This window comes from Rheinheimera sp. EpRS3 (assembly GCF_001513785.1).
In the GTDB taxonomy this organism is placed as follows: Bacteria; Pseudomonadota; Gammaproteobacteria; order Enterobacterales; family Alteromonadaceae; genus Alishewanella.
Genome location: NZ_LNQS01000008.1, coordinates 314271 through 334219 on the forward strand (window position 1 = coordinate 314271; position 19949 = coordinate 334219).

At 47.7% G+C, this 19949-nt stretch carries 22 protein-coding genes; 8 read left to right on the top strand and 14 right to left on the bottom strand.

Annotated features, from left to right (window positions below):
- Positions 1–38 precede the first annotated feature (38 nt).
- From AR688_RS10060 to AR688_RS10080, 5 genes are all read right to left on the bottom strand, one after another.
- Positions 39–998, bottom strand: coding sequence for an ABC transporter substrate-binding protein (locus tag AR688_RS10060; protein ID WP_068232808.1), 960 nt, complete (start codon positions 996–998; stop codon positions 39–41).
- Between the two features lie 88 nt (positions 999–1086).
- Entirely contained in the window at positions 1087–2139 is a 1053-nt protein-coding gene (locus tag AR688_RS10065) for an aldose epimerase family protein (RefSeq protein WP_068234107.1), read from the bottom strand.
- 11 nt (positions 2140–2150) lie between these two features.
- Complete coding sequence (locus AR688_RS10070) at positions 2151–3767, bottom strand: aldehyde dehydrogenase (NADP(+)) (protein WP_068232812.1); 1617 nt, start codon at positions 3765–3767, stop codon at positions 2151–2153.
- Between the two features lie 31 nt (positions 3768–3798).
- Positions 3799–4581: an SDR family NAD(P)-dependent oxidoreductase gene (locus AR688_RS10075; RefSeq protein WP_068232818.1), complete on the bottom strand. Its 783-nt coding sequence runs from the start codon at positions 4579–4581 to the stop codon at positions 3799–3801.
- A 50-nt stretch (positions 4582–4631) separates the two neighbouring features.
- Positions 4632–6383: an IlvD/Edd family dehydratase gene (locus tag AR688_RS10080; protein ID WP_068232820.1), complete on the bottom strand. Its 1752-nt coding sequence runs from the start codon at positions 6381–6383 to the stop codon at positions 4632–4634.
- 191 nt (positions 6384–6574) lie between these two features.
- On the opposite strand from AR688_RS10080, the gene AR688_RS10085 reads away from it, so the two are divergent.
- Complete coding sequence (locus AR688_RS10085) at positions 6575–7510, top strand: glycoside hydrolase family 43 protein (RefSeq protein WP_068232823.1); 936 nt, start codon at positions 6575–6577, stop codon at positions 7508–7510.
- Positions 7511–7583: 73 nt separating this feature from the next.
- Positions 7584–8582 (top strand): AraD1 family protein, encoded by a 999-nt coding sequence (araD1, locus tag AR688_RS10090; protein WP_068232829.1) that lies wholly within the window; start codon positions 7584–7586, stop codon positions 8580–8582.
- Positions 8583–8671: 89 nt separating this feature from the next.
- On the opposite strand, the gene AR688_RS10095 is transcribed toward araD1, so the two are convergent.
- The 3 genes from AR688_RS10095 to rpe all read right to left on the bottom strand — a co-directional run bounded on the left by AR688_RS10095 (position 8672) and on the right by rpe (position 11314).
- Positions 8672–9400 (bottom strand): FadR/GntR family transcriptional regulator, encoded by a 729-nt coding sequence (locus AR688_RS10095; protein ID WP_068232836.1) that lies wholly within the window; start codon positions 9398–9400, stop codon positions 8672–8674.
- Positions 9401–9527: 127 nt separating this feature from the next.
- Entirely contained in the window at positions 9528–10532 is a 1005-nt protein-coding gene (trpS, locus tag AR688_RS10100; RefSeq protein WP_068232840.1) for a tryptophan--tRNA ligase, read from the bottom strand.
- Between the two features lie 107 nt (positions 10533–10639).
- Complete coding sequence (gene rpe / locus AR688_RS10105; RefSeq protein ID WP_068232843.1) at positions 10640–11314, bottom strand: ribulose-phosphate 3-epimerase; 675 nt, start codon at positions 11312–11314, stop codon at positions 10640–10642.
- A gap of 233 nt (positions 11315–11547) precedes the next feature.
- On the opposite strand from rpe, the gene AR688_RS10110 reads away from it, so the two are divergent.
- Complete coding sequence (locus AR688_RS10110) at positions 11548–12228, top strand: TorF family putative porin (protein WP_068232846.1); 681 nt, start codon at positions 11548–11550, stop codon at positions 12226–12228.
- 8 nt (positions 12229–12236) lie between these two features.
- On the opposite strand, the gene AR688_RS20190 is transcribed toward AR688_RS10110, so the two are convergent.
- Positions 12237–12386, bottom strand: coding sequence for a hypothetical protein (locus AR688_RS20190; protein WP_156420276.1), 150 nt, complete (start codon positions 12384–12386; stop codon positions 12237–12239).
- Here AR688_RS20190 and AR688_RS10115 point away from each other — a divergent pair.
- From AR688_RS10115 to AR688_RS10135, 5 genes are all read left to right on the top strand, one after another.
- Positions 12385–12636 carry a hypothetical protein gene (locus AR688_RS10115; RefSeq protein ID WP_068232848.1) on the top strand — a complete coding sequence of 84 codons (252 nt, stop codon included), beginning with the start codon at positions 12385–12387 and terminating at the stop codon, positions 12634–12636. The two genes, AR688_RS20190 and AR688_RS10115, sit on opposite strands and share 2 nt — an antisense overlap.
- Positions 12637–12674: 38 nt before the next feature.
- A complete protein-coding gene (locus AR688_RS20715) occupies positions 12675–12827 on the top strand; it encodes a DUF2970 domain-containing protein (protein WP_442966002.1) in 153 nt (50 codons plus the stop codon).
- A gap of 215 nt (positions 12828–13042) precedes the next feature.
- On the top strand, positions 13043–13768 hold the full coding sequence (locus tag AR688_RS10125) for a DNA-methyltransferase (protein WP_231732031.1): 726 nt from the start codon (positions 13043–13045) through the stop codon (positions 13766–13768).
- 9 nt (positions 13769–13777) lie between these two features.
- Entirely contained in the window at positions 13778–14173 is a 396-nt protein-coding gene (locus tag AR688_RS10130; RefSeq protein WP_068232854.1) for a hypothetical protein, read from the top strand.
- Positions 14170–15465: a DUF6575 domain-containing protein gene (locus tag AR688_RS10135; RefSeq protein WP_068232858.1), complete on the top strand. Its 1296-nt coding sequence runs from the start codon at positions 14170–14172 to the stop codon at positions 15463–15465. Before AR688_RS10130 ends, AR688_RS10135 begins: the two co-directional genes overlap by 4 nt.
- 205 nt (positions 15466–15670) lie before the next feature.
- Here the strand turns inward: AR688_RS10135 and AR688_RS10140 are convergent, their stop codons facing one another.
- From AR688_RS10140 to aroK, 5 genes are read right to left on the bottom strand one after another with little or no spacing between them, the layout of a single operon-like run.
- Complete coding sequence (locus AR688_RS10140; RefSeq protein WP_068232861.1) at positions 15671–16240, bottom strand: DNA N-6-adenine-methyltransferase; 570 nt, start codon at positions 16238–16240, stop codon at positions 15671–15673.
- A gap of 53 nt (positions 16241–16293) precedes the next feature.
- The gene (locus tag AR688_RS10145; protein ID WP_082694737.1) at positions 16294–16986 is read right to left on the bottom strand and encodes a Dam family site-specific DNA-(adenine-N6)-methyltransferase; all 693 of its coding nucleotides are present in this window, start codon (positions 16984–16986) and stop codon (positions 16294–16296) included.
- Between the two features lie 6 nt (positions 16987–16992).
- Positions 16993–18282 (bottom strand): SPOR domain-containing protein, encoded by a 1290-nt coding sequence (locus tag AR688_RS10150; RefSeq protein WP_068232863.1) that lies wholly within the window; start codon positions 18280–18282, stop codon positions 16993–16995.
- Positions 18269–19339: a 3-dehydroquinate synthase gene (aroB, locus tag AR688_RS10155; protein WP_068232864.1), complete on the bottom strand. Its 1071-nt coding sequence runs from the start codon at positions 19337–19339 to the stop codon at positions 18269–18271. The genes AR688_RS10150 and aroB overlap by 14 nt, the downstream gene beginning before the upstream one ends.
- 24 nt (positions 19340–19363) lie before the next feature.
- Positions 19364–19882 (bottom strand): shikimate kinase AroK, encoded by a 519-nt coding sequence (gene aroK, locus AR688_RS10160; RefSeq protein WP_068232868.1) that lies wholly within the window; start codon positions 19880–19882, stop codon positions 19364–19366.
- Between the last annotated feature and the right edge of the window lie 67 nt (positions 19883–19949).

Here is a 19949-nt window from a genome sequence, read left to right on the forward strand (position 1 = left end):
TTTGCGGCAGCGAAGGCCGAACCTACGCTGCCAGTCAGTTATTTATTGGTACGCTTCTGATATTCGGCTGCTGCCGTATCCTGGCTGAACAGCTCGCCGGTATTATTAATGTATTTAGGTATCGATTTATCGCCACTTAAGTAAGCCGCTATCACATCAAAGGCCGGGCCGCCCAGGTGCGGATCAAGCTCAACGGTGGCATTGGCTTCACCGTCGGCCATGGCTTTGAAATAGTCCGGTACGCCGTCCACCGCCACTACCAAAATATCCTGGCCCGGTTTTAAGCCTGCTTCTTTAATAGCCTGAATCGCCCCCAGCGCCATTTCATCGTTATGCGCCCACAAAGCACAGATATTGCGGCCGCCCTGCTCGGCTTTAAGAAAACTTTCCATCACTTCTTTGCCTTTACTGCGGGTAAATTCAGCGGTCTGGCTGCGGATAATTTTTGCAGCGGGGTACTCTGCCAATACTTCGTTAAAGCCTTTGGCGCGGTCAATGGCGGCCGTGGCCCCCACGGTACCCTGTAGCTCAACTATGGCGCAGTTACCGTCGGTTTTTTGCATCAGCCAGCGGGCAACTTTGCGGCCTTCCTCGGTAAAGTCTGAGGCAATACGGGTTAAAAATAATGAGTCGTCATTTAGCTGCACATTACGATCGACAATCACCACCGGAATACGCGCCCGTTTGGCCTCACGCAGCACCGGCGCCCAGCCGGTTTCAACCACCGGCGCAATAATAATGGCATCGACCCGCTGGGCAATGAAGCCACGTACCGCACGGATCTGGTTTTCCTGTTTTTGCTGCGCATCAGCAAATTTTAAGTCGATTTTACGCGCGGCGGCTTCTTGCTTAACCGACTCACTGAAACTGCTGCGCCAGCCGCTTTCTGAACCCACCTGCGAAAAGCCAATGGTGGTGGCCCTCGCCAAAGAAGATAGTGCCAGCGAAGAAGACAGCACCAGCATAGCTGTGGCGCCTAACAGACGTTTAATTTTCATACCTTGTCCCCGTTGACCGGGTTACCCCGGCAGTTTTATAAGTTATGCGATGCGGGGTCTGTGCCCCGTTGCGATCGCGCTTGGCGGTTTAGCTTATCCTCTGTGTATAAAAACGATAAATAGTGCGCTGCCGGTAGGCCTGCGCCGGTGTAATTAAAATCGATGGAAACTGCGGCAGATTAACTGCATTAGGGTAAGCATGGGTTTCCAGGCACAGCCCGGCAAATTTGCTAAGCGGCAACCCATCGGCGCCGTTCAGGCTGCCATCGAGAAAATTGCCACTGTAAAACTGCATACCGGCCTCAGTGGTGAGAATGTCCATCACCCGGCCTGAGCCCGGATCTGTGAGCACAGCCGCCAGTTGTGGCTGCTGTTTATTGATGTTATTCAACACAAAAAAATGATCATAGCCATTAGTAAGTTGCGCTATATCGCGGCCGATAGTTTTGGCCTGCTGAAAATCAAAGGCCGTACCCGCCACCGCCAGCAAGTTACCGTTAGGCACCAACTGCTGATTAACCTCTAAGGTATGGCCGGCGTTAAGCCATAATGTATGCCCCAGCACATCAGCACCGGGTTTAGCCGCCAGATTCCAGTAACAATGGTTAGTTAACGATAGCGGCGTAAGCTTATCGGTAGTGGCGTAATAGTCGATGCTAAGCTCGTTATCGCGGTTCAGCCGGTAGCAAACTTCCAGCACCACATTACCGGGGTAGCCCTGATCACCATCGGCACTTTGGCAGCTGAAGATCACCGCCACGCTGTCGGCCTGTTGCTCAGTACGGTATTGCCAGAAGCGACTGCCAAGCCCTTCTGGCCCGCCATGCAGCTGGTTGGCGCCCTCGTTAGCGGCAAGCTTGACCTGCTTGCCATCAAGCTCAAACGCCGCAGCAGCAATGCGGTTAGCCACCCGGCCAATGGTGACGCCAAAATAGTACGGATTTACTGCCCACTGCGCCGGGTCCTGATAATTCAGCACCAGTTCGGCCGCTATACCGCTTTCATCCAGCTGGGTAACTGACCAGATGCCAGCCCCCAGCGTCGACAGCGTAGCTGTTAAGTCATTGCCATTATCCAGAGTGATCAGCTGTAGCGGTTGCGCCAGCGCAGGATGCGCCAGCTCACGACTGCTAACTGACATTGCCGCTGCCATTAGCTGACGCTCGCTACCGCAGCTTCTACCGCAGCAGTAGTGCGCTCACCATTGACTAGCCGTGAGATTTGCAGCGGATTGCTATCTTGCAGCTCTTGCGGTAACAGTGCCTGTGGGTAGTTTTGGAAACATATTGGCCGGATAAAACGGGCAATTGAGGCGGTACCTACTGAAGTAAAACGGGCATCGGTTGCTGCCGGGAAAGGCCCGCCATGCATCATCGCATCGCACACTTCCACGCCTGTCGGGAAGTTATTAATCACCAACCGGCCAACTTTGCTGCGCAGCAACTGCACCAGTTTACTTTGCCCGGCCAATTCCGGCTCTGTGCAGTGAATAGTGCCGGTTAGCTGGCCTTTAAGGCTACTCACTACCTGGAGCAACTGATTGTTATCGTTACAGACCACCACCACCGAGGTGTGGCCAAACACTTCTTCCTGTAAATGCGGGTTGGCCAAAAAGGTAGCCGCAGCCACTTTAAATAACTGCGCCTGAGTATAAAAGCCCTGCTCTGCAGTAACGGCTGCGCCGCTGCCGGCGATACTCACGCCTGGCTGTGCTGCCAGCTCAGCCACACCTTTATTGTAGGCATCGGCAATATTGTCATTCAGCATCACGCCGGCCGGTGTTTTCGCCAGTGCTTCAGCCGCGCTTTGCATAAAGCTGTCCAGCTCTGGTCCGGCTATAGCTACGGCCACGCCAGGGTTAACACAAAACTGACCACAGCCCAGGGTTAACGAAGCCACATAGCCTTGGGCTAATACTGCGCCTGATTGCTGCAGCGCCTGTGGCAGAAATACCACCGGGTTAACACTGCCCATCTCGGCGAATACCGGTATTGGCTCCGGCCGGTCATTAGCCAGTTTGAACAGCGCCATACCTCCGGCCAGTGAGCCGGTAAAACCGACTGCTTTTACGGCGGGTGCTACTACCAGCTCAGAGCCAATTTCCCGGCCAGAACCCATTAATAAAGAGAACACACCAGAGGGTAAACCACAGGCTTTAACGGCGTTATCCAGCGCCTGCGCTACTAACTCACAGCTGCCAGGGTGCGAATTATGGCCTTTTACCAGCACCGGGCAGCCTGCTGCCAGCGCTGCAGCGGTATCGCCACCGGCGACCGAGAACGCCAACGGAAAGTTACTGGCGCCAAATACCACAACCGGCCCAAGCGGCTGGTTCATAAAACGTATATCCGGCCTTGGCAGTGGCTGGCGCTCTGGTAACGCCGTATCAATGCGGATATCGAGATAATCACCCGTGCGAATGGAGCTGGCAAATAAGCGCAGCTGATGACAAATACGACCACGCTCACCTTCAACCCGGCCGCGCGGATAGCCGGTCTCCTGCATTACCCGTTCAATTAGCTCGTCCCCCAACGCCATTACTTCTTCCGCGCAGCGCTGTAAAAACTCTGCCCGCTGTGCCGCACTGGTGTTTGCATACAAGGGCGCTGCAGCTTCTGCTGCCGCTACAGCTGAGGCAACCTGGGCCTTGCTGGCATAGCTTAATGCTGGGGCTATTTTCTGGCCGGTTGCCGGGTTAATGGCCTGATATTGCCCTGCTTCACCTGCCAGCCATTGGCCGTTGATCAGTTGTTTGCCGGTAATACGCATAATCTTGGTCCTGTTAAGTTAGCGCAGCTGGTTAAATCCAGCCGCCGTCTACAATAAAGTTCTGTGCTGTGCAAAGCCTGCTGTCGTCAGAGGCGAGAAACAGTGCCATAGCCGCGACATCTTCCGGCATCACGCTGTCTTTAAGGCACTGGTTTTTCTCGATATCCAGGGCAGTTTCCGGTGTCACCCAGTGGGTTAACTGGCGCTCGGTCATTACCCAGCCTGGTGTTAACGTATTAACGCGGATTTTATCCGGGCCTAAATCCCGTGCTAAGCCCCGGGTTAAACCCAATACGGCAGCTTTGGCACTGGTATAGCCCGGCATGCCGCCCTGGCTTTCGTACCAGCTCATCGAGCCAAGGTTAATCACTGAGCCACCACCGAGTTTTTTCATCTGCGGATACACCGCCTGAATAGCGAAAAACTGATGGCGCAGGTTAATTTGCATGCGCTGATCCCAGTACTCCTCTGTTACATCCAAAAAGTGATGCCGGGTGTCACTGGCCGCGTTATTAATAAGTACCGCAATAGCCCCTAAATCCTGCTCAGTCTGGCCAATAACCTGCTTTAAGCGCTCGATATTAGTCAGATCGCAACTGTAAAAACGCACTGCACCATGTTGCCGGTTGTCATCCGCCAATGCCTGTAACCGGCTAATCAACGCCTGGGATTCTGCTTCAAGGATATCAACAAACGCCACTTTGGCGCCCTGACGATAAAAGGCTTCAACCAGGCAAGCACCAATGCCGGAACCGCCACCGGAGATAAATACGGTTTTATCCCGCAAGCTGGGATAATTGTTACTTAACTTCATAGCTAACCCTGTTTAACCGCCTGCTGTAGCAGGCGCCGTTTTTATTATGTTTAATGCGAATGTGCCGGCACCGCTGCACCGCGACAGCCCACCAGAAAATCAAAGTCGCAGCCTTCATCGGCCTGCAATACCCGTTCGCGATACATTTCCATATAACCACCGGTACGCATAATGACCTGGGTAGATTTTAGTTTTTCCAGCCGAGCCGCCAGTTCAGCATCCGACACTTCCAGTTGCAACAGGCCATTCTCGGCATCCAGCTGAATGTAATCGCCTTCCTGCACGGCGGCCAGCGGGCCCAGTTCCATCGCTTCGGGTGTGACATGCAACACAACTGTGCCAAAGGCGGTACCACTCATCCGCGCATCAGAAATACGCACCATATCTTTAATGCCTTTTTTCAGCACTTTTGGCGGCAGGCCCATATTGCCAACTTCGGCCATGCCGGGGTAGCCTTTGGGGCCACAGTTTTTCAATACCATTACGCTGTTCTCGTCGATATCCAGCTCAGGGTCGTTAATGCGTGCTTTGTATTGATCGAAATTTTCAAATACTACGGCCTTGCCGCGGTGCTTCATCAGATGCGGGCTGGCCGCAGAGGGCTTTAATACCGCGCCGCGGGGAGCCAGATTACCGCGTAAAATACAGATGCCGCCGTTCGCCACCAGCGGGTTATCCAGCGGGCGAATGACATCATCGTTATGACACTGCGCGTCTTTAACGTTGTCCCAGATAGTTTTGCCGTTTACCGTCAGCGCGTCTTTTGTCAGCACACCCAACTCACCCAGCCGGCGATGTACCGCCGGTAAGCCACCTGCGTAATAAAACTCTTCCATCAGATATTTGCCGGATGGCTGTAAATTCACAATGGTGGGCACACCGCGGCCATGCTCCCAGTCGTCCAGGCTTAAATCCACGCCAATCCGCCCGGCGATAGCTTTTAAATGGATCACGGCATTGGTTGAACCACCGATAGCCGCATTGGTACGGATCGCATTTAAAAATGCATCTTTAGTCAGAATTTTCGACAGGCGTAAATCTTCATGCACCATCTCAACAATGCGCATACCGGACAAATGCGCCAGCACATAGCGGCGTGAATCCACTGCCGGAATAGCCGCATTATGTGGCAAGCTGGTACCGAGCGATTCAGCCATACAGGCCATGGTAGAGGCGGTGCCCATGGTATTACAGGTACCGGCAGAGCGTGACATGCCGGCTTCGGCGCTTAAAAATTCGTTCATATCAATATTGCCGGCTTTTAAATCTTCATGCATCCGCCACACCAAAGTACCGGAGCCAACATCCTGGCCTTTATGTTTACCATTTAACATCGGGCCGCCGGTAACAACGATAGTGGGCAAATCGCAGCTGGCAGCCCCCATTAGTAACGCCGGTGTGGTTTTGTCGCAGCCCACCAGCAGCACTACGCCGTCTATCGGATTACCGCGGATAGACTCTTCAGTATCCATCGCAGCCAGGTTACGGGTTAACATTGCAGTAGGGCGTAAATTCGACTCGCCATTGGAAAACACCGGAAATTCAACCGGAATACCACCTGCTTCACGAATACCATTTTTTACCCGCTCGGCAATTTCACGAAAATGAGCATTGCACGGCGTTAACTCTGACCAGGTATTACACACACCGATAACCGGCCTGCCTTGAAAGTGGTGATCCGGAATACCCTGATTTTTCATCCAACTACGGTACATAAAACCGTTTTTGTCATTAGTGCCGAACCAGCTTGCTGATCGTAATACTGTCTTGTTGCCACTCTTTTTGTCGTCGTTATCTGCCATGGTTGCATCTCGCAATAGCTTAATTTAATATTATTGTATTACTAATACTAAAACCTTGGAAAGGTTACAAGTGATTTTTTTCTCCGGCAGCAAAATCGGCAAGGTGCCAATGGGGTAAAACAGCTGTCAAAGCAGCTTATTAGTAATACTATAATTCAAATCTGACAATTACAAATATCGACAGGGGACTTATGAAAACACTACTACTGCTACTGGGCTTAAGCTGGGCAATAGCTGCCAGCGCCAACCCGATTTTTAAGGACATACGCACCGCCGATCCAGCTGCGATAGTGCACAACGACACCGTATACCTGTACACCGGCCATGATGAAGCGCCAGACAACAAAGGCTTTTTTGTCATGCATGACTGGCTGGTGTTTTCATCGACCGATATGCTGAACTGGCAACGCCATGGCCCTAAACTCAGCACCAAAGACTTTAAATGGGCCAAAGGCGATGCCTGGGCCTCACATGTGATTGAAAAAAATGGCAAGTTTTATTGGTTTGTTACCGTGCGCCACACCACTATTAATGGCTTTGCTATTGGCGTTGCGGTAGCCGACAACCCACTGGGGCCGTTTAAAGATGCGCTAGGCAAGGCACTTATTACCAATGATATGACCACCGACACCGAGATTGACTGGGACGACATAGACCCGGCCGTGTTTACCGACGATGACGGCCAGTCTTATCTGTTTTGGGGTAACACCAAAGCACGCTACGCCAAACTGAAAGACAATATGATTGAACTCGACGGCCCGATTAACACCATCGATATACCCGATTTTACTGAAGCCTTGTGGGTGCATAAACGTGGCGACATTTACTATCTGTCCTATGCCTCCGGCTTCCCGGAAAAAATTGCCTATGCCACCAGCAAAAGTATTCATGGCCCCTGGCAGTATCGCGGCATTCTGAACGAAGTGGCTGGCAACTCGCCGACTAACCATCAGTCGATTATCGGGTTTAAAGATAAATGGTTCTTTATCTACCACACCGGCGCATCACAACCTGACGGCGGCGAATTCCGCCGTGCGGTGGCAATAGATCCACTGTACTACAACGAAGATGGCAGCATTAAACGCATCATTATGACATCCGAAGGTATCACCGAAGCGGTGAAATAACTTATTTGCCGGCTGCAAGCTAATATGCCGCGGCCGGCTTTTTTGTACTACTTTTTGTAATAAGAGGAACACCATGCGTCTTATTCAGTTTTATACATCAGACAAACAGCGCGCTGTAGCTATTGTTAATTCAGCCGACAGCGTTACAGTGCTGCATAGCGTCAGTTCGGTTTATCAGTTGGCACAGCTGGCGCTAAGCAACCAACTGTCATTGCAACAGCAAAGTCTGGCCCTGAAAAGCGACACCACGTTAAGCTATACCGACATTATTCAGCAACAACGCTTGCTGCCGCCCTATGACCACCCGGACGATGCCGCCCATATGCTGATAACGGGCACCGGCCTGACCCACTTAGGCAGCGCCGACACCCGCGCCACTATGCATGCACAGACATCCGGCAAAGCCGACTCTGAGCTGACCGATACCATGAAAATGTTTAAGCTGGGAGTAGAAGGCGGCAAGCCTGTAGCTGGCCAGCAAGGCGTGCAGCCGGAATGGTTCTATAAAGGCGATGGCAGCATTGTCGTCGCACCAGGGGCAGCGTTAACCTCCCCTGCGTTTGCGTTAGATGGCGGCGAAGAGCCGGAAATTGCCGGTTTGTACCTGATTGGCCCGCAAGGACAACCGTACCGGCTTGGCTTTGCTATTGGTAATGAGTTCTCTGATCATAAAACCGAGCGGCAGAACTACCTGTATCTGGCGCATTCGAAACTACGACCATGCTCGTTCGGCCCTGAGCTGCTGGTAGGCGAGTTACCGGCTGATATTCGCGGCCACTCGCGGATTATCCGTAACGGCGAAACTGTGTGGCAAAAACCTTTTGTCAGCGGTGAGCAAAATATGTCGCACAGCATTGCCAACCTTGAGGCGCACCATTTTAAATACCGCCAGTTCTGCCGCCCGGGCGATGTCCATGTGCATTTCTTTGGCACCGCAACCTTGAGTTTTGGCGATGGTTTTGAGACAAAGGCCGGTGATGTGTTTGAAATTGGCGCAGCGCCATTTGGCCAGCCACTGCAAAATATGCTGGCTGTAGATAATGATGCCAGTGTGCAGGTTAAAGCGCTGTAACTGTAGCGCAGAGATGGCAAGGCAGTAAGCCAAAAGTTTAGTTAACAACTATTGGTTTACTGCTTATTTTTAGCGTACCGCTTAGTGTTTTATGCGCCGCTGCCGGTAAAATTGGTCAGGGCATAATCGAGGTTTTCTTTTGACCGGCTGAGTAAACGCGACATGGCTTGTTTGGCGCCTTGCGCATCGCCTGCGGCTATCGCCTCATACACCGCTTTGTGCGCCGGCAGGGCTTCGGTATATTCATCACCAATTGAACTGCTCAGACGGAATAACCCCATCAACGCCGTTTGGATGGTCATACCCAGCGAAATCATAAATTCATTGTTAGTGGCATTCAGCACACAGAGGTGGAAATTCAGATCGCTGGAGAATACTTCATCAGTGCCCAGCTTAGCTTTTTCCATATCTTTATAAGCTTTAGCCAGCAATTTTATCTGCTCAGCAGTGCTGTTTTTCGCTGCCAGCTCTGCAGAGGCCGGTTCAAAAATTTCCCGTACTTCAAACAGTGAAACAAAAAACTTTGGCGTAGGCTTAGACTCAAAACACCAACTGAGTATTTCGGTATCGAACATATTCCAATACTGCCGCGGCCGCACGCGTGTGCCCAGTTTGGGGCGAGCCTCAATTAAGCCTTTGGCAGTGAGAATTTTAAAGGCTTCACGCAGCGCGGTGCGCGATACATCCAGTTCTGCGCCAATGGCAGCTTCGTTCGGAATATATTCACCCGGCGTATAAACCCCACTAACAATGCGGGTTCCCAGCTCTTCGGCCACCCAACCATGGATACTTTGCGGACGATTTCTGCCTGCAGCCATTCAGTTTCCCCTTGCTCACACCTGTACTGTCAACCGTAACCGCTTAACTGTGCCAATACTACTACAATAATATATATCCTATCTTATTAATGCAGAAAAACCCATAATCTAAGCCAACTTAGCAAGATTATGGCAGCACAAAACCCACAGCATCATTCACTTTTGCCAGTGTCGCTGCGGCTCGCGAACGGGCTTTTTCTGCCCCGGCACGCATTACTGTGGTTAAGGTAGTTTGATCGGCACGTAACTCGGTAAAGGTTTTCTGTACCGGCTCCAGCAAAGCAATGACAGCATCGGCAACATCGCCTTTTAAATGGCCGTACATTTTACCTTCGTATTCGGCTTCCAACGCGGCGATGGTTCTGCCGGTAACACCGCTTAGTATGCTTAATAAGTTGGCTACGCCCGGTTTAGCGTCCAGATCAAAACGTACCCGTGGCGGATCTTCTGAATCCGTCATCGCCTTTTTAAATTTCTTACTGATCATTTTCGGATCTTCAAGCAAACCGACGAAGTTCCACGGATTTTCATCCGATTTAGACATCTTCTTCGTGGGGTCTTGCAAACTCATGACCCGAGCCGCTACCGGCGGAATAAAAGGCTCCGGTACAGTAAAAATGTCGCCATGCACTGCGTTAAAGCGTGTTGCTACATCACGGGCTAATTCTAAATGCTGCTTTTGATCATGCCCCACCGGAATTTGATTCGCTTGATACAATAAAATATCGGCGGCCATCAGTACCGGGTAAGTAAATAAACCGGCATTAACGTTGTGCGTATGGCGCTCAGATTTATCTTTAAACTGCGTCATCCGGCTAAGCTCACCAAACTGGGTGTAGCAGTTCAGCACCCAGGCCAGTTGGCTGTGCTCCGGCACGTGCGACTGCAGAAACACAGCAGAACGCTTTGGATCGATACCACAGGCCAGATACAACGCCAGGCTGTCGAGCGAGGCATTACGCAGAGCTGCCGGCTCTTGCCGTACAGTAATAGCATGCAAGTCAACAATACAGTACAAGCAATCATAGTCATCCTGCATTTTGTCCCATTGGCGCAGCGCCCCCAGATAATTACCGATGGTAAGTTGTCCGGATGGCTGTGCACCACTTAGCACAATTGGCTTATTGCTCATAGTTGTATCCACTTTAAAGGCTGTATTGTTATTGATAGGCCGGTGCAGACCGGTTTGAAGAGCAGCATTATAACCATATCAGCGCGTTGCAACAGTAAAAAAGCCGCTTAACGCGGCACTTTTGCCAATTGCTGGCGCATCTTAGTAATCACTTCGGCATAATCCGCGGCATTAAAAATGGCCGAACCGGCAACAAACATATCAGCGCCGGCTGCAGCGATGTCAGCAATGTTATCCAGGTTTACCCCACCATCAATTTCCAGCCGGATGGGCAAGCCGCTGGCATCGATAATATTGCGTGTTGCCGCCAGTTTCTCCAGCGTGGCCGGAATAAACTTTTGCCCGCCAAAGCCCGGGTTAACCGACATCAGCAAAATAACGTCGACTTTGTCCAATACATAATCCAGGTAACTCAGTGGCGTAGCCGGGTTAAATACTAATCCGGCCTGACAGCCATGGCTTTTAATTAACTGCAGAGTACGGTCAATATGCCGCGATGCCTCAGGGTGAAAAGTAATAATGCTGGCACCCGCTTGTGCAAATTGCGGCACCAGCGCATCAACCGGTTCTACCATTAAATGCACATCTATCGGTGCAGTAATGCCGTAATTTCTCAGCGCCTGACACACCATAGGCCCCATGGTCAGGTTTGGCACATAATGATTGTCCATCACATCAAAGTGCACCACATCGGCACCAGCCTTTAATACCGCCGCCACATCATCTCCGAGGCGGGCAAAATCAGCAGACAAAATAGAAGGCGCAATCAAATAGGGTTGCATAGCAGATTTCCGTTTAAGCACAGTGTGCGAACTTTACTGAATTTGGCATAAAAATGCACGGTTATGCCGCAGTGCATTAGCGCCCAAAAAACGAGCAACGGCGCACCAATTTAGCACAAGCTGTTACATAAGTTAAAACCAGACTAACTTATCCACATGAATTAAAACAATAAAACTACATGGCATATATCTTGGAACCCCAAATCGAGGGAACAGAGAAAAGGGCGAATAAAATGAAAACAGCAACAAAAATGACGACGTTAGCAACTAGCATGATTTTACTGGGATTATCGGCCAGCAGTTTTAGTGCCAGCGCAGTAGAACTGAGCGGAGATATCACTTTCGCTTCAGACTATGCGTTTCGTGGTGTGTCACAAACTGAAGAAGCACCAGCCTTGCAGGGTGGACTATCACTCACTGACGAGTCCGGATTTTATGTTTCAGTTTGGGGTTCAAACGTTGATTTTCTGGCCGAAGGTACCTTAGAACTGGATGTGATGTTGGGTTGGAGTGGTGCCATCAATGATGACTGGTCCACCGACGTTGGTATTATGCGCTACGGCTATCCGAACGCAGAAATCGATGGTTCCAATTTCTGGGAGATTTATGGCTCCTTATCATACAAAGATTTAACCTTTGGCCTGGCATACAGTGATGATTACTATGCTAACAGTGGTAACTTCTATTATGTGTACGCTAATTACAGTTATGCCTTAACTGAAAGTTTCAGTTTAGACTTACATGTCGGCCAGAACGAATATGATGATAGCAGTGCCAGCTATCTGGACTGGAGCGTGGGTGTCAGCACTGAAGTTCTGGGCGCGGGGCTAAGCCTGGCGTACGTTGACACTGATGTTGATGGTTCATATCTGGCGGATAGCCGGGTGATATTTTCTATTTCAAAAAGCTTTTAACGCTACGATTAAGCTGCCGGTGTAGTTGCGCCGGTAGCTACCTCATTTGAATCATATTGTTCGGCCGATAATAAAATGGTGAAGAAATAATCAGCTTGAATCAAAAAGCCAGATGCTTTATTATCTGAACTGTTTACAAGAGCAAATGGAATTAACATGAAATTCACCACCCCGTTAAAAGCGGCTGTAATTTCAGCTGGCATTATTGCCGGAGCTCTGAGCCTTGCCTTACCTGACTGGGTTGCCAATCACCACTGCCAGCAACTGATGCAGTCAGCTATGCCGTGTACCGAGGTTGATCAACAAAACTGGCTGAGCTGGTTTACCGGCAAAAGTCGCTCAACCCAGTTTCATTTCGTTGATTTACTTGAACTCCTAAGCCGGTTTGCTCCGGTACAAAAGTCTTGACAAACCAAAAACCCTCTCTATCGCAAGTCATTAAAGCTGTGTTAGGTGCTTTGGTCGGCGTTCAGTCAGAGCAGCAACGCCAACAAGACTTCAGCGCAAGCAGCCCGCTACCTTATATTGTTGTCGGTGTTATTGTTACCCTGCTTTTTGTGGTAACACTGCTACTTGTAGTGTCCTGGGTACTCTCTTAGGTTGATACACCGCAAATAGTTCAGCTACCTTACCGCGCGTTGCACCATTTTGGCTAATCGAGTGAAGTTGCAGAGAAAGGGTTAGTTAAAAAGAGCGAGCTGTCCCCCCAAATTAATTAGAGAAGTATGTAGTTGGAAAATTGTTTTCGGCATTACATGAATTATGGCGCTTGCAAATGTATACTGTTTAAATATACATATAGTGAGAAAGTTAAATGCCCGAAGAATCAGTTAACTATGGAATGTTCGATACTTTAGAGACAGGCAACGAGTCTTTACCTTTTAACTTGTATAACATGGATGCAATATCTTGGTTAAAGACACTGAATGACAATTCTGTTGATCTCATGATTACAGACCCACCATATGAGTCACTAGAAAAACACAGAAAAATAGGGACAACTACACGCTTAAAAAACAGTAAAGCCTCCAGCAACAAGTGGTTCGAAATATTTCCGAACGAGCGTTTCGAGTCTTTGCTGATAGAGGTATATCGAGTTCTCAAAAAGAATAGTCATTTCTATCTTTTCTGTGATCAAGAAACAGCATTCTATGTGAAACCGATAGCTGAAAGCGTAGGATTCAAATTTTGGAAACCTATCGTATGGGACAAAATGAAAATAGGTATGGGGTACCATTACAGAGCTAGGTACGAATTCATTTTGTTTTTTGAAAAGGGAAAGAGGAAACTTAATAATTTTTCAACTCCAGATGTTTTACAGGTGCCCAGAGTATTCCGAGGATACCCCACAGAAAAACCTGTGAAACTATTGGAAATACTGATAAATCAAAGTAGCATGGCCGGAGAATGTATATTTGACCCTTTTATGGGGTCTGGTTCAACCGGAAAAGCAGCTCTAAACTTAAAACGACAATTTGTTGGAAACGATTTGTGTGTAGAAGCCTGTCAAGTGACTAAAGATAGGTTAATCAAAGAATAAGGACGTCGCATGATTTTAACGGTATTGGCATATCCCAAAGATTTCCCACAGGGAGTTCCTCCCCAAAACGCCCAAGCAGCAGACGGAATAGCTTATAGGGTTGTGGTAAATAATCCTCCTAAACAACAGGATTTCTGTGGTTACTACAGAGAACCGTTTCAAAAAAAAGTGCCTGCCAATCCGCCTCCTAATTTTTTTGGGACATCTATGTACAGAAAATACGAATCCATAAAATTAGCTAGAGATTTGTATAAAAATCTTCGAGGAAAAAAAATAGCTAAAGGGAAGTTGAGTTCAGAATATGGTGTAATTTCTGATGAAAGACATGATTCCCACTTTGAAGCTTGGTTAAAAGAAAATTGCGGTATCGAAAAAAACTTCGAAGTTTTGAGTTGTGAATTATGAATTTCATACCCAAGCTTCAAGAATTAGGCACCGTAAAGCTTTTGAAGATTTATCACCAATACGATATCCCAAGGACATTCTTAGTTAGCACTAGAAATCTCGGCTCTTGTGTCGTCATTTGGTTTGATGAAGATGAAAGTTGTGACTCTTGGTATTACGCTCCCGTAAATGACGAAGAAATAGAAAGACTGGAACGCGGTTATGTGCAACTTCGTGATGTTTTTTGCCATAAAGAGTTATACGAAATCAGAACTGGACACTGTGAAACAGTGAAAGCTTCCTTTAATCGGATTTCTCCTTCTACAGTCGATCAAGACGCATTGCCACCGCCTGGATTTGCAGTCAAGGTTATCGGGGAAGGGATATTTGATATTGAGCAGCGCAAGCACGATTCGTTTGCACTACACTCGAACTCACACGAAATTAGAATAAGTAGGCCTGGGAGCAAAAAACTAATTGAGTGGGAACCTATTGAGTTTATATTTGGAGCTTGGAAGAGATTACACAATAACATCCTCCAAACTGTGCAAAATATAACCGAAGACGTTTCAGCTTTTCCAGATGTTGCTACTACTGGTTCGTATAAAATGCAATTTCGATCATCTCACAATAACGATGTATATGAAGGTGTGAAAAAGGTGTTTGACGCAGTTAAATGTGCAGATGGTTCTTTATATAAATTAAAAGAGCTGAATGTAGATTTATCTGTATTAGAAGAGCTGCTTTTAAATCTGATAGAGTTTAATCTGAAATTTGAAATAAGAACAAATTCTGGTGCTCTTATAGAGAGTTTAAATTACAAGTTAGTTGAAAAAACAATCAACGCTTTAAATGAATATAACCAACATATAATCTCAAGTGATCTAATACCTCAAGCGAATGAAATTGACCGAATAATTACATATGTAAAAAATAAGTCTACGGGTAAACCATTTACATCAGAAACAGAAGACATTACCCCTCGACAGATAGATTATTATAAAGCAGCTTCTGACATGCTTGGTCTAAGTAACAGAGGTACTCTGACTCCGATAGGGTGGAGGTTATCAGAGTTAGAAAATGAAATTGAAATCTACCAAATATTACTTGATAGATTTGAAACATCAGAGTGCGGATGGGCTTGGTTAAAGTACGCAGGTGTAAGATCTATATTAGAGCTAGACCCATATTCAGCAGAAAGCTTTCTGAGAGAATATTCTACAGGTCTAAGTGAGTCTACGATTGTAAGACGAGCTTCAACTCTCAGAAAATGGCCTTTAGCATTTGCTGAAAAATTAAATAGGTCGCGTTGATAGAAAAAGCAATACGAGCCCAGCCAGATATTTACGCGCTTGCAATGCACAATCTCTTTGCGAAGAGATTGCTTTACCTATACCACTTTATAACCATAGCCTCTTGGATAACTTCAACCTAGAGGCTTTTTTCTTTTGAGTTTAGTAAGTATTGATACACCTTTACACTAATCAACCTTCTAAACTTATTACAAGGCATTTAAGACTATTTAGCAGGAAACATCACAAACCCGTGTTTCTCAAAGGTCTTCTTAAATTTCATACTATTTTTTCCAAAATAGAAGAACGCCTGACCTCGAGTATTTCCTGATATATTTTTTCTATCAGCATTCCAGAAGCTTATTCTATGATTCGTAAAACAAATAGCACTACAATGATTCACAAGTGCACTAAACCACCTGGTATCAGTAGCATTATTTGCCAGTACAATACCTTCTACAAATTTATGAGCGTCATATTGATCAATAAATCGATTTACAGAGCGCCCACACAGCCCTGCTGAATAGGGAGGGTTCATAAAAACTTTAACCTTGTCACCAACGTTCCAATCGTTGTCGAAAGCACTGTTATCTATAGTGAATATCTTTGTCGCCCGTACGATTTCATTTGCTCTTTCTGACGAAAAAGGGTCTAGATCGATTCCACCTAAGACAGTTCGAACTGAATCTATATACTCAGGTGGAGTAAACCAAGCGTCAGAATCTCTTTTCTTTTCCTCAGAAGTGCCAGGCTTAGCTCCAATGTAGGCTAATTTGTTTGAGTTAGCTTTGGTCATCAAAATCGCCTCAGTGTTTTTCTATAATTACGACGTGTATTACACATCTAATTCTAATAAGTACGCCATTTATAAGCATGGTTTACAAATCGACGTTTTCTTGTAAAGGTAAATAAAACTTTTCTTAAAAAGGATTCAAAGATCAAAGCATTATCAACAACCCAAGCGAAAAGTTCTTTTTTAGTTCGATATAAGCAATAAACCACTGCACCAACAGGCGCCTGCAGCATTAGTTGCTGGTAGCTGGCACAGCTAAATTCAGCACGTTGCGCTTTCTCTGCGAAAAAATACAACTCGGCTTGTGGAAAGTACGGCTTTTTATAACTGCCAAAAGGCACATTAAACTTACCTGAAAGATTGTAACGGCACAGGCCATTGTAGCCATGCCGGTTCAGATACAGAAATAACAGCGCCCGCTCATAGGCATCGTCACTGAGGTTGAATTGCTGGCGCAACCGCAGATAAACCTCACGCTGGTTAGTGAGCTGTGTAAACAAGGTTTTTGCATCAGCTATAAAACTATCGGGCTGAGTTTTAACCAGTTGATACAAGTTAATTAGATCTGCGTTAATATCGTTCAGTTTATAGCTTGGATAATCAGTATTAAGGAATACTGAGCCGGCGCCAACGAAAGGTTCTATCAGAGTATCACTGTCTGGCAGATGCTGTTGTATTGCATCTACCAGATTGTATTTCCCACCCGCCCACTTAAGAAATGCCCGGCTTTTTTGCCTGCTTTTAACCATAGGTTGTTATTCCGGCACGCTTTGCTGGTTGCGGCGCAAGGCGTTAATTTCTGTCTGTACGGCCTGTAATCGTTTAACAAAAGGCCCGCCAGTCCGCAGTGCCTCAGGCAACTGTGCCAGTTGTTGATTAGCAGCAGCGGCATTACTAAACGGTGCCAATAATATTACCCGTTGTGTTTTACCCTGCCAGTTACGCTGATAAACCAGGCTGCCCAGCTGTGGATAAGCCTTATTAAAGCGCTGTAAGGACGCATCACTGGACAATACGGCAAGCTGCAGTGCTACCTGTTGTTTGTCCATGCCGAGCAGTTCGGTTTCATCATACTTAAAAGACTCTACTACAAGCGGTTCCTCAACCTCTGGCGCATCCGGTTCTGATACGGCTTGCTCTGCCGGCACGGTTGCATTTTCAGCTTCAATCGCACTATCGTCTGTAACGATTTGCTCTGGCGCAGCAGGTGGAATTGTCGGGATCAGTTCTGGTTCAGGTACAGGCTCTACAAAAGCGGTGTCTTGTTCTGCGATAACGTCTTCTGGCTCTGGCGTAACTGCTGGTATCGGCACCGGTATACGCACTGGCGTATCAGGTGTTTCGCTTTCAGGCCAGAAAAAATAAAGCAACATAGCCACCAAAACTACCGCTATCACAATATATACCGCTTTAAACGGCGGCATAGCAGGCTTAGTGTATTCTGGTATTATTGCAGCAGACCTGGCTTGCGCCGCGGGACGCAATAACAAGTGCAGGTTGCCATCAGCATCAGCCAGACGAGTGGTAATTTCCAGTGGATTAAGTTGTTCTGCTAGCAGCAAGGATTCTGCATCGGCGGATGTAGGCCGATTGATGGTAAGCGTTAAGCCGTCGTCTAATAAGGGTTTGCCGGAAAAGCTAAACAGCAAACAGGATAAATTCTGTAACTGTGGCAAAATAGTGCTAAATTGCTCGGTATTATCAATGATAAGCAGCAACGGCATTGTACCGGCCTGGGCCGCTATTTGTTCCGACAACGCGACACCAGCCTGGGCTGGCAAACCAAACCATTGCTGCATTAACTGGCCTGCAACCTGATCATCACCTGCGGCGGTATTGAGCAAAGCAACGTTATATTGCTCGGAAAACAGCTCAGCCAGTGTCAATGCCAGTGTTGACTTACCGCTGCCCACTGCACCAACAGCCTCAATATGATCAACATCATTAAACGCCAGTTGGAACAGCAACCGTTCTGTCCATTCCCGCTGCGATGGCAGCAAGTGGTCAAACGATGCTAACTTTGCCTGCAGTTCAGTTGTTTCCATCAGCAAATACCCTGAAAAGTTCCGTTTCGGTTACGTTATCTACCACAGCTGTGGCGCCAAACGCGGTTGGTAACACAAAACGCATACTGCCGTTTTTAACTTTTTTATCCGTTTTCATGTAAGGCATAAAATCGCCAATATGCATACCTTCTGGAGGTTTAACCGGCAATGAAAATGCCAGCAATAATGCATTAATACGTGTTAAGTCTGCTGCTTGCAAATCGCCCCGACTGAAAGCCAGTTCAGCGGCCATTACCATACCTACTGCCACCGCCTCGCCATGCAGCCATTCGCCATAACCCAGATAAGCTTCTATAGCATGGCCAAAAGTATGGCCTAAATTAAGCAGTGCTCTTTCGCCTTGCTCTGTTTCATCGCGGCTGACAATATCAGCTTTCATTTGGCAACAGTAGCGAATCATCTCGGCCAGTGTAGCAGCATGCTGTTGTTGAATAAGCTGTTGTTTCTGTTCCAGCCAGCTGAAAAACTCAGCGTCAGCTATCAGGGCATACTTAATCACTTCTGCCATACCGGCTGCAAACTCCCGCGTAGGCAACGTTGATAACACTGCAGTATTAATCAGTACCTGAGCAGGTTGTTTAAAAGCACCGATCATATTCTTGCCAAGCGGATGGTTTACGGCTGTTTTACCACCCACAGAAGAATCGACCTGAGATAATAACGTAGTGGGAATTTGTAAAAAGGGCACACCGCGCTGATAACAGGCAGCAACAAAACCAGTAAGATCGCCAATTACCCCACCGCCCAGTGCAACCAGTAGTGCATCGCGGGACATGCGCTGTTCCAGCAAAAAACCCATAACCTGTTCAAACGAACTTAAGGTTTTATAGGCTTCACCATCAGGCAGTAAGAAATGTAGTGTTGTGCAGCCGGTAAACAATTGCTGCACAGACTGAAGATAAAGTGGGGCCACGGTGGGGTTAGAGATAATAACAACCTGACGGCAGTTCGCCAGCGCAGGTTCTAGCCCTTGAAAATTATCAGCGATAGAGATGGTGTAGCTGCGTTCGCCAAGTTGGACTTCAACTTTCTGCATCAGCAGCTCCCCGGTAGATGTTGGTTAGAAACCCAGTTGTTCTATAATCTGACTGGCTACAGCACGAGCGCTTTGCTCATCCGTACGCACTGTAAAGTCAGCAATTTCTGCATAAAGCGGGTTACGTTCAGCCGCCAGACGCTCCAGAACCTCTTTGGGTGCTTCTTCAGTTTGCAGCAACGGCCTGCGTTTATCACGCTGAGTACGGGCAACCTGCTTTTCAATTGGTGTCTCAAGATACACTACAATACCGCGCGCAGACAAGCGGTTACGGGTCTCTTTACTCAGTACGGATCCACCGCCAGTAGCCAGCACAATGCCCTGTAGTTCGGTCAGATCCTGAATGACAGTTTCTTCACGTACGCGGAAACCCTCTTCACCTTCCAGATCAAATACCCAGGCAATATCTGCACCGGTGCGGCGCTCGATTTCCTGATCCGAATCGTAGAACTCAAGATGAAGCATGTCTGCTAAGTGACGTCCAATTGTGCTTTTGCCTGCACCCATTGGGCCAACAAGGAAGATATTACGTTTTTCTGCCATAGGTAGTATTACTAATCAGCTAACTCAGTGAAAAGTTGAATTCAAGGACCAAAAGGCTCCCACGAAA